The organism is Hallella faecis (assembly GCF_018789675.1).
Lineage (GTDB): Bacteria > Bacteroidota > Bacteroidia > Bacteroidales > Bacteroidaceae > Prevotella > Prevotella faecis.
Window position 1 is genome coordinate 24,975 of record NZ_JAHKBE010000032.1, and the last position, 11,020, is coordinate 35,994.

General features: G+C 52.8%; 8 protein-coding genes and 1 tRNA gene. 3 read left to right on the plus strand and 6 right to left on the minus strand.

The window, feature by feature from the left end:
• Positions 1-367: 367 nt before the first annotated feature.
• Both KM934_RS08435 and KM934_RS08440 read right to left on the minus strand, forming a co-directional pair.
• Positions 368-440 (minus strand) — tRNA-Phe (locus KM934_RS08435).
• A gap of 124 nt (positions 441-564) precedes the next feature.
• Positions 565-1,737: an MltF family protein gene (locus tag KM934_RS08440; protein ID WP_215760178.1), complete on the minus strand. Its 1,173-nt coding sequence runs from the start codon at positions 1,735-1,737 to the stop codon at positions 565-567.
• Positions 1,738-1,853: 116 nt separating this feature from the next.
• On the opposite strand from KM934_RS08440, the gene hisG reads away from it, so the two are divergent.
• From hisG to hisC, 3 genes are all read left to right on the plus strand, one after another.
• A complete protein-coding gene (hisG, locus tag KM934_RS08445) occupies positions 1,854-2,705 on the plus strand; it encodes an ATP phosphoribosyltransferase (protein ID WP_215760179.1) in 852 nt (283 codons plus the stop codon).
• Positions 2,706-2,726: 21 nt separating this feature from the next.
• Complete coding sequence (gene hisD, locus KM934_RS08450) at positions 2,727-4,016, plus strand: histidinol dehydrogenase (RefSeq protein WP_215760180.1); 1,290 nt, start codon at positions 2,727-2,729, stop codon at positions 4,014-4,016.
• A 118-nt stretch (positions 4,017-4,134) separates the two neighbouring features.
• Positions 4,135-5,175 carry a histidinol-phosphate transaminase gene (gene hisC / locus KM934_RS08455; RefSeq protein ID WP_215760181.1) on the plus strand — a complete coding sequence of 347 codons (1,041 nt, stop codon included), beginning with the start codon at positions 4,135-4,137 and terminating at the stop codon, positions 5,173-5,175.
• A gap of 82 nt (positions 5,176-5,257) precedes the next feature.
• Here hisC and KM934_RS08460 read toward each other — a convergent pair whose 3' ends face one another.
• From KM934_RS08460 to KM934_RS08475, 4 genes are read right to left on the minus strand one after another with little or no spacing between them, the layout of a single operon-like run.
• Positions 5,258-6,403, minus strand: coding sequence for a DUF6057 family protein (locus KM934_RS08460; RefSeq protein ID WP_215760182.1), 1,146 nt, complete (start codon positions 6,401-6,403; stop codon positions 5,258-5,260).
• 11 nt (positions 6,404-6,414) lie between these two features.
• Positions 6,415-8,463, minus strand: a complete 2,049-nt coding sequence (locus KM934_RS08465) for an alpha amylase C-terminal domain-containing protein (protein WP_215760183.1) — start codon at positions 8,461-8,463, stop codon at positions 6,415-6,417.
• A gap of 21 nt (positions 8,464-8,484) precedes the next feature.
• Complete coding sequence (locus KM934_RS08470; protein WP_215760184.1) at positions 8,485-8,931, minus strand: YhcH/YjgK/YiaL family protein; 447 nt, start codon at positions 8,929-8,931, stop codon at positions 8,485-8,487.
• Positions 8,932-8,967: 36 nt separating this feature from the next.
• Complete coding sequence (locus KM934_RS08475) at positions 8,968-10,104, minus strand: phosphatidylinositol-4-phosphate 5-kinase (protein ID WP_215760185.1); 1,137 nt, start codon at positions 10,102-10,104, stop codon at positions 8,968-8,970.
• Positions 10,105-11,020 lie beyond the last annotated feature (916 nt).

An 11,020-nucleotide genomic window follows, 5' to 3' on the forward strand; every position in this document is an offset into this window, starting at 1 on the left:
CACAAATGCCACTTTTAACCCAAATCGGTCATTAGATTTCAATTCTTGTTAGTGTTTGTTTCGAGCAGGTTGCGACATTCTCGTTGAAGCCATAGCGGGCTATGGCGAAACGCGAATGGAAGCAAGATGCCGAAAGAAACGCTGACAAGAGTTGGAAAGAAGTCATAAAATCATAATAACTCACCTATTTCGGTCTAATGACGACCGATTTGGGTTTAAGATGAAGAATATCGCTAAGCCCCAAGTCCGCTAACGGATTTGGGGTTTAGTCTTTGCCGGCGATTTCGGGATTTGGGAGGTAGCTGACCCATTGGGCGCATAAACACAACAAGCCGGGCTTTCCGTTTGTGGAAAGTCCGGCTTGTTGTGGTACCTCTTGGAGTTGAACCAAGGACACATGGATTTTCAGTCCATTGCTCTACCACCTGAGCTAAGGTACCTTACGTCCCCCTGAATGGGGTTGTTTTCTTTTTGCGGTGCAAAGGTAATGAATCTTTTTGATATAACAAGCGTTTTGTCAATTCATTAAGCTTTGTTAACAATACTAACGAATCTTTGCGGGCGTTACAGGTGCCATTTGTACTTGCGTTGCGCTCGCTCAGGCTGAGTTATAAAGCCTGCGCCCGATCCGCCTCCGGCAGCCACACCACGGTATTGTGCCCAACGCGCCCTGATTCGGTCTACATAATCCACCGTTTCGTAACCGCGCATGTATCCATGCTTCACCACGGGGTCATTATAATAAGGTGCGCTACCCAACTTCAACACATACTCTCGCACATGGGCCCAGCTGTGTGCATTCTGCCCATGCTTTGTGGCGAGCGCCATGGCGTCGCGTATGTGGAAATAGCCGCCGTTGTAGCTTGCCAGTACAAAGAGGGTTCGCTCGGCCGATGGCACATCCTGGAAATGGGTGTTGAGCTCGCGTATGTACTTGGCTGCAGCCGCAATGTTTTGCTCAGGGTCGTGCAGGTTGTCGCGCGACAAGCCCAGATGGTCGGCCGTAGACGGCATGATCTGCATCAGTCCGCAGGCACCTGCCCATGAGCGAGCCTTGGGGTCGAAGGTCGATTCCTGGTAACATTGTGCCGCAAGCAAGCGCCAATCCCAACGCGCCAAAGGCGCATAGCGTCGGAACAGATGGTCGTAATGGGAGATGACGCCCCCCGAACGGTCGAGCATGGGCGAATAAACATGGCGCGTTATGCTACGCGTAGAAAGCAGGAAGTTCTCCTCTTTCTTCATCTTGGCCACCATGCCGGGCTTAAACCACTGGTTCAAACTATCGGCCAACTCCTGATTGTCGGCCTGGACAGCCCATTGCGACTTGTGCGACGCATCGCTCACGCCTGCGTACCTGATGCCTCGGAAACTCTTTGGAATCTGGTAGGCTATGACGTCGGCCTCGCCTCGCTTCAACCGCTCAACCATCTCTGTCGTGTCTTTGCAAACCTCTACGCGAAGCGAAACGCCTATCTTCTCCGCGAACTTCTCGCAAAGCAAATATTGCAGGCCCATGCCATGTCCGTGATAATCGTAATACGACTCGGGACCCGACAGGGTAAGCATGATCAATTCGCCATTGTTCTGGATGTCGCTCATGCCAAACGAAGAGCTGGCAGGGATGGAATCTTCCCCTATGGAGGTGCCCCAAGGGGTCATAGCCTGCTTTTTCGTTTCCGTGCAGGAGACGAAAAATAAAAGGAGAATAAATATGTAAAAAGCGTTGACTTTCATGGTAATTCGCCACAAAAGTAATACTTTTATTGCACAAATGAACTAAAATGACTATATTTGCCACAATTTTTAAGCATTTATAGCTCATTCGACAACATTTAAACACAAAAACAGGCATGATACGTATTGCGGTCCAATCGAAAGGACGCCTTTATGAGGACACAATGAACTTGCTCAAGGAAGCAGACATTCAGGTAAAAGAGAGCAAACGAACATTGCTCGTCGAAAGTTCTAATTTCCCTCTCGAAGTGCTTTTTCTTCGAGACGACGACATTCCCCAGAGCGTAGCGAGTGGCGTTGCCGACATTGGTATTGTTGGCGAGAACGAGCTGCGCGAGAAGCACGAGGACGTGCAAACCATCCTGCGTTTGGGTTTCTCCAAATGCCGTTTGTCGTTGGCCGTTCCCAAGGTGGTCAACTATACTGGCTTGTCATGGTTCAACGGTCGGAAAATAGCGACCTCCTACCCCAACATCCTTCGCACATTCTTGAACAGCAACAACATCAAGTCTGATGTTCATGTCATTACGGGTTCGGTGGAGATTAGCACGGGCATTGGCTTGGCCGACGCCATTTTCGACATTGTGTCATCGGGCTCCACGCTTGTCCACAACCATCTTAAGGAGGTGGAAACTGTGATGAAGAGCGAGGCCATGCTTATCGGCAACTGGAACATGGATGAGGAAAAGCACGACATCCTGAACCAAATGCTGTTCCGCTTCGAGGCCGTTCGCTCAGCCCAAGACAAGAAATATGTAATGATGAACGTTCCCAAGAATCAGATAGCCACCATCACCGAGGTGCTGCCCGGCGTAAAAAGTCCGACCGTCATTCCTTTGTCGGATCCCGACTGGTGCGCCCTGCACGCCGTGATCGACGAGAAGCGCTTTTGGGAAATCATTGGCCAGCTAAAGGATTTGGGCGCCCAAGGCATCCTTGTAAGCCCCATTGAGAAAATAATCATGTAGAGATCATTCGGAGCCACTATCATGAAGATCATAAAATATCCATCAAGAGAACAATGGGCCGACCTCATTCGTCGCCCCCAGATAGACACCACCCAACTGCACGCCACGGTTTCCTCCATCCTGAGTGAGGTGAAAGCCCATGGCGACGATGCCGTAAGGAAATATGAGGAGCAGTTTGACCATGCCCAGCTGCATACGCTTGCGATAACGGAGGCCGAGATGGAAGAGGCCGAGCGTTTGGTGTCGGACGATCTTAAAGCCGCCATCGTGCTGGCCCACCGCAATATCGCCAAGTTTCATGAGGCACAACAGTTTGAAAGCCACAAGATTGAGACCTGCGAGGGCGTGGAGTGCTGGCAGAAGAGCGTTGCCATAGAAAAGGTGGGGCTCTACATTCCTGGCGGAACGGCTCCCCTCTTCTCCACCGTGCTGATGCTTGCCACCCCCGCCAAGATTGCAGGATGCAGGCAGATAGTGCTCTGCACGCCCCCCAACCGTGAGGGGAAGGTGAACCCTGCCATCTTGGTGGCCGCCCGAGTGGCAGGCGTGAGCCATGTGTTCAAGGCTGGTGGCGTACAAGCCATTGGCGCCATGGCTTATGGAACCGAAAGCATTCCACGTGTTTACAAGATCTTTGGCCCTGGCAACCAATATGTGATGGCCGCCAAGCAACTGGTGAGCCTGCACGACACAGCCATCGACATGCCCGCTGGCCCCAGCGAGGTGTGTGTGGTTGCCGACGCGAGCAGCGACGCCGAGTTTGTGGCGGCCGACTTGCTCTCGCAGGCTGAGCACGGCATCGACTCGCAAGTTTTTCTGATCACCACCTCCGAGGAAATGCTGCAAAAGGTTACCGAGCAAGTTGACGTTCAGCTGGCCGCCCTACCCCGCAAGGAGATAGCGCAACAATCGCTCAACAATTCGATCTTCGTTCTTGTGCGCGACGAGGCCGAGGCCATGGACCTGAGCAACGCCTACGCCCCCGAGCACCTCATCATCGCCACTTCCGATTATGAGAGGTTGGCCGAGAAGGTCGTTAATGCGGGAAGCGTGTTCCTGGGACGTTGGGCGTGCGAGAGCGCCGGCGACTACGCCAGCGGCACCAACCACACATTGCCCACCCACCAATATGCCTTGGCTTACAATGGCGTGAACCTCGACAGTTTCAACCGCAAGATAACATTCCAGCATCTTTCGGAGGCTGGCATAGGCAGCATTGGGCATGCCGTGGCCTGCATGGCCGAGAACGAGCAACTGGAGGCCCACGCGCAAGCCATGCGCATCAGGATGAGCAAGTTGGGGCTTCGCTAAGCCGACACGCGCACTTAGGGCAGGCACCCCGCCCCCATGGCCCTCGGGGCGAGGGGGGTCCACAGAGCCCATTATAGAAAACAAGTATAACCTACTCCAACCGGAAAGAATATCGCAGATGAAACCACTACAAGAACTGGTTAGACCCAACATATGGAAGTTAGCCCCTTACAGCTCGGCCCGCAACGAATATGCCGGCAAAGAGGCTCGTGTGTTTCTCGACGCCAACGAGAATCCCTACAACGCACCCTACAACCGCTATCCCGACCCGTTGCAAACGGAACTGAAGGCGCAGTTGGCGAAGATCAAGAACGTGCCCGCTGAAAACATTTTCCTGGGCAACGGGTCCGACGAAGCCATCGACTTGGTTTATCGCGTGTTTTGCCGCCCCGGCGTCGACAACGTGGTGGCCATCGAACCCACTTACGGCATGTATAAGGTTTGCGCCGACACCAACGACGTGAGCTACCGTCCCGTTCAGCTCGACGCCCACTATGCGATGCACGCCGACAGCCTGCTTCGCAGCTGCGACAAGCACACCAAGGTGATCTGGATTTGCTCGCCCAACAACCCCACAGGCAACAACATGGCCGTGGAGGAGATAGAGGGTGTGCTTCGCCAGTTTGGCGGCATCGTGGTTGTGGACGAGGCCTATGGCGACTTTTCCTCGGCGCCCGTGTTCCGCACGCGCCTGCAGGAATTTCCCAACCTCATTGTGCTCAACACCCTGAGCAAGGCTTGGGGTTGCGCAGCCTTGCGCTTGGGCATGGCGTTTGCCAGCAAAGACATCATCGACCTGTTCAACAAGGTGAAATATCCCTATAACGTTAACCTGCTCACGCAGCAGCACGCCCTTGAGATGCTCAATGAGCGCGAGAATGTGGAGAAATGGGTTACCATCTTGCTTCAGGAACGCACGAGGCTGATGCGGGCGTTTATCGACTTGCCTGTTTGTGAGCAAGTGTATCCGTCGGACGCCAATTTCTTCTTGGCCAAGATGACCGATGCGCAAGCCATCTACGACTATCTGGTGGAGAAAGGTATCATTGTGCGGAACCGCACACGCGTAACGCTTTGCCAGGGGTGCTTGCGCATTACGATTGGAACCAAGACCGAGAACTCCGAGCTGATGGGAGCTCTGCGGCAGTATAACCCCTAATCGGCCTAACAACACATAGCCCCAAATCGACGGCAACTCGATTTGGGGCTCAAGTGTTCCCAACGTTTGATGGGATAGCTCCTCAACGCTTGTAATGATAATAGAACCAATAGGTGTCGCCATATTTATCGCGCAGCGCCGTGTAGCGTTCACGCTTGTTGCCATACTTGTCGCCTAAGTCCTGAAAGTCGTCGTAATCGGCCTCTTTCACGTTGTTGTAATAGCTTATGAGCGGATGGCTCGTGGTATGTTTATAGATGATGAGGGCCTCCTTGTAATGCTTGGGCAGTTGCTCGTTGATGGGATAATACTTTGCGAGATGCCGCACAAACTGGTTCAGGTCGCGGTCGAGCAGATAAGCGCAAAGCAACCAGTCGTGGGCGGCTGCGGTGGCCCGATGGGCCTTGTGGAGCGTCTCAAGGTAAACGCGAGGGCGCATCTTCTGTATGAATACCACTCCCAGATGGGCGTACAACTTACGTTCGTCGGCCATCATGAGCTTCACCGAGGCTCCGTTGGGCAACATGGCGTCGGACCCTCCCACGAGCGGATAGGAAAACAAGCGGTCGCCAAGCATGTGGTTCTCTGAGAGCGCCCACACGCGCAACATGGTGAGGCTGCTGTCGGTAGCAGCTTCTTTTACGCCCACCTGCGTGGCCTCGGCAAAGTTGCCCTTGACCATACACTCTTCCATGCGCATGCGAAAATGGAACGTGCGGTCGGAGTTGCCCAAGGCACACACCACCAAGGCCATGACAACCATGACCAGCAGGTTCTGCCATGATATGCGCGAGAACACGCCCACATCGCCCGACGATTGTTCCAACGGCTCCAACTGCCGGCACACCCATACCACTCCGGCATACCCCGCCATGATCAAGGGGAAGCCCCACAACCAATTGCCGAGATAAGGCTCTTGGTCGACATGGGATGTTACATCGGTAAGCACGCCCAGCAACAGCAACGAGGGCAGGTAGGTAAGCGCATGGAAACGGCGCGAGAGGCCGCTCAGGCCAAATATCACCAGTTGCAGCACCCATAGGATGATGGTCAGCAACACGGCGCCGATGGTGCGGTTGTAATGGGTGACGCCATGTGCGAGCACGTGCTGTGTGACGGCCAAGATGTCGGCCTGGTATTCGAAAAGGTATAAAAAGGTGAACAACAAGAAAAAAATGGCACACATCACCCTCATGATGATGGTGCCATTCTTTGTGGTTTTAATCATTGTGCTGATTTTCATTTGTCTTTTTTAAGAACCACGGCAGAGCGAGCGGGGATATACAGTTTCAGCCAGCCCTTATGGTCCTTTTCGTAAACAGGGTCGAAATTGGTGTGGTGCACCATGGTGTCGTCGGCAAACCCGTTGCCACCAAACTCCTTGGCGTCGCTATTGAGCACAACCTTGTAGTCGCCCTCGGGCACCAGGAAGCCATAGTCGGTGAAGGAACGTGTGGGCGAGAAGTTGAACACAAACACCAGGTCGCCACGCATGAAGGCCAACACTTGGTCGCCATCGTTGTGCCATATTTCCTGCACGGGGGTCTTGATGAAGTTTTTCTCACCTTTCACCACCTCGATCATCTTTCGGTCGAAATCGCCCAGGAAATGGTAGTCGAGCTCGGGGTTGTCGACCAAGTTCCATTGGCGACGCGCATATTTGTAGCTCCATCCGTTGCCCTCACGTGGGAAGTCGATCCACTCGGGATGTCCAAACTCGTTGCCCATGAAGTTGAGGTATCCGCCGTTGATGGTTCCGAGCGTGACGAGACGGATCATCTTGTGCAGGGCTATTCCGCGATGCACCATGTCGTTCTCGTCGCCTTGCTTGAAGTGCCAATACATGTCGGCGTCGATGAGTCGGAAGATGATGGTCTTGTCGCCCACGAGCGCCTGGTCGTGGCTTTCGCAATAAGAGATGGTCTGCTCGTCTGCGCGTCGGTTCTTCACCTCCCAGAAGATGCTGCTGGGCTTCCAATCCTCGTCCCTGCGCTCCTTGATGGTCTTGATCCAATAGTCGGGGATGTTCATGGCCATGCGGTAATTGAAGCCGTAGCCGCCATCCTCAAACTTGGCGGCCAACCCGGGCATGCCGCTCACCTCCTCGGCGATGGTGATGGCCTTGGGGTTCACCTCATGGATGAGCTTGTTGGCCAGCGTCAGGTAGCAGATGGCGTTGTCGTCCTCATGACCATTGAAGTAGTCGCCATAATTGGTGAACGCCTCGCCCAGTCCGTGGCTGTAATAGAGCATGGAGGTCACTCCGTCGAATCGGAATCCGTCGAAATGGAACTCCTCCAACCAATACTTGCAGTTGCTGAGCAAGAAATGGATAACGTCGTCCTTGCCATAATCGAAGCAGAGGCTGTCCCATGCCGGATGCTCGTGTCGGTCGCCGGGATAGAAATACTGGTTGGGGTCGCCGGCCAGGTTGCCCAGGCCTTCCACCTCGTTCTTCACGGCGTGCGAGTGGACGATATCCATCACCACGGATATTCCCATCTGGTGGGCTGCGTCGATGAGCGCCTTCAGCTCCTCGGGTGTTCCGAACCTGCTTGATGGCGCGAAGAACGAGCTGACGTGGTAGCCGAAGCTTCCATAGTAGGGGTGCTCCTGAATGGCCATGACCTGTATGCAGTTGTAGCCGTCCTTGGCCACGCGTGGCAACACGTTGTCCTTAAACTCGGTGTAGGTTCCCACCTTCTCGGCATCCTGCCCCATTCCCACATGGCACTCGTAGATGAGCAGGGGGTTGGTGTTGGCCTTGAAGTTTTTCTTTTTCCACTGGTAGGGAGTTTTCGGTGCCCACACCTGCGCTGAGAAGATCTTGGTGACCTCGTCTTGCACCACGCGCTGGCACCATGCGGGGATGCGCTCTCCTTCGCCACCGTCCCATTTCACGTGCATCTTGTAAAGCTGCCCGTGCTTCATGGCCTTGGCGGGAAGCTTGAGCTCCCAGTTGCCTGTTCCCTCTATGCGCTTGCAACGGTATTTCTCGTCCTCGGTCCAGTTGTTGAAGTCGCCCACCAAGTAGATGTCGGTGGCCGTTGGGGCCCACTCACGGAAGACCCATCCTCCACGCGGCACTTTGTGCAGGCCAAAATATTTGTAGCCATTGGCGAAATCGGAAAGGGTTTGCCTGCCGTTTCGTGTAAGCTGGCCTATTTTCCACAATGCGTGCTCGTGTCGACCACGGATGGCGGCCTCATAAGGTTCGAGGTAAGGGTCGCTGGCCACGATGCCAATGTGCTTAGGCGTCGCTTTGACCGATAATTTCTTTGCTGTCATAGTTTGATATAGATATGATGTTTAAGCTTTTATTTTGAATATGGCTTTCTTGAACTGCTCTTTGTCGGCGATGCAAGGCGCATGGCCGTCTTGGGGTGTGAAAAGCACAAACTGCCCTTTCTTGACGTTGAAAATGGTTTGTGGGCGCACGCCGGGCAACAGGGCAAAATCGTTCTTCTCATCGAAGTGGGCTTCTGGCAGGTCGGCCAATGGCGTGTAGCCGTAGCGCTCGTCGGTCTCCAGGGGCAGCTGGATATCGATCATCTTGCGGTGATACTCGATGGCCGCCTCGTTCTCCGTCTTGCCTTTGGCCATCTGGATGTTTACATAAGCAACCTCTCCCTTGATGGGATGCATTCCGGCTTCGAGACTCTCCAGGTCGTGGTTTTTCATGAAGGCCACCACCTCCGCTATGAGCGGATAGAGCGACTCGTAACGAGCCAGATTGTCAAGTGTGTCAATAATCATAGTTGGTATTTTAAAATGATTGCGTTCTTGCTTGCCTTATTGGTCGTTGAAGCGACGGCCGTTCTCATAATGGCCGGTGAAGAGGATGGTTCCGTTGCGGTCTTTCTCCACAAACTTGCCGTCGCGCCTGTCGTTCACATACGATCCCTCGAAGCGCTTTCCGTCCTTGGTCTCCTCGATGGCCTTTCCGTTGCGTTGGCCATTCTTGTATGTGCCCTTGAAACGGGTTCCGTTGGCGTAGTGTATGATGACCTGCCCATCGATTTTGCCATTCACGAAGTCGCACTCGAAGACGTCGCCGTTTTTCTTTGTCAGCTTTCCATGACCGTTGAGCAGGTCGTCTTTCCACAGGCCCTCGTAGCGGTCGCCATTGGCCCAGACAAACGAGCCATGTCCCTCGCGCTCGCCGTCGCTGAAGTGGCCTGTGTAGCGGTCGCCGTTGGCATACTTGAATATGCCTTCGCCCGTACGCTCTCCTTGGTCGTAGTCGCCTTCGTAGCGGTCGCCATTCTGGAAATCGTAGATGCCACGGCCCTGCTGAATATCGTCTTTCCATTGGCCTTTGTAAACATCGCCGTCGGCATATCGGTTCACGCCATAGCCACACCGCTGGTTGTTGGCCCACTCGCCCTCATAGGTGGTGCCGTCGCCCCAGTCGAAGAAGCCTTTGCCCTCCTTCTTGTCGTTCTTCCATTGGCCTGTGTAGAAGGCGCCGTTGGCGTAGGTGTACTTGCCTTTTCCGTGGCGCATGTCGTGGTACCAGTTGCCGTCGTACTTGTCGCCGTTGAAATAATACATCACTCCATGCCCCTCTTGGTAGTCGCGGTACCAAAGGCCCACATACTTGTTGTTGTTGCTGAAATAATAGGTGCCTCGCCCGTTCTGCTGGCCCAGCACCCACTCGCCTTCATATTTCTCACCATCGGCGAAGGTGAAGGTGCCGTAGCCATGGCGCTTGCCCTTCACAAACTGCCCTTCATAGTTGTTGCCGTTTTCGTAGAGGGCGCTTCCCTTTCCATAAGGTTTGCCAGACGCCATCTCGCCTTTGTACACGCCCTTCACGCCTTGCTCCTCGATGGTGCAAGAGCCCAACGATATTTTCTGGGCCATAGCCGCAAAAGGTGCCAAGGTGATTATAAATAATAATATGTAGGTCTTTGCTTTCGTTTTCATGCCATAATCAATGATTGTTCAAAGATAGCAAGAATATTTGGAAAGGCGACGGGTCGTTTCTTTTTTTAATGCATTTGCCGCGCTATTTAACATTCTTAAATACTTGGGACTTCCTCGTGTCGCCTTGCCTGTCGCCTGTTTCTCTGGTGTGGAAGGTTTCTTGAACAGTAACGAGAATTGAAATCTAATGGCCGATTTGGGCTCAATGTGGTATTGGGGAATGGAGAATGGTGAATAAAATAATGGAGATTGAGAAAATGCTATCCAGAAACGATCTTTTTACCTTAAGAAACTAATCCCTATTGAAAATTCTTAATCCTGACGTACAAACTTCTTTCACAAGAAAACTATATGTACCTTATTGAAACTATCATTACCTAAATCAACCTTAGTTTACCAAATCCAACTAATAGCCTACCAAATTCTAATTACCTAAATCAAACTAATAACCTAATTATTATCATTAACCTAAAAACTTATCATCTATCCTGTTTTACCAAACCCTCTTCGTAAAGGAGTTTGTCGGCACGGCTCCTTGCATCTATGCAGGATATCCATGCCCCTTATATTCGTTTCGTTTGTTTTCGATTGCAAAGATACACTAAATGACCATTCTTGTCTGCAACAAATCGTTCATAAAGGTAGAATTATGTTTCATTGCAACAATCGTTCCATGAAACGAACGATTTGTTCCACCCAAATGGACATATTTGCACCACCGACCTCACAAAAGCCCCCATTTCATCGGTTCTGTTTTCCATAAGCCCATCCTGCGCATGTTTGAACCACATTAATAAAACATGAAACCATGAAGCCTACTCGTGAGCTAAACGGGCTGTCCCACCTTCGCCGAGTTTCTGCCGAAGGGCTGCCGACGAGCTCACGCAGGTGGCGAGCGGCTTCGCCTATGGCCTCG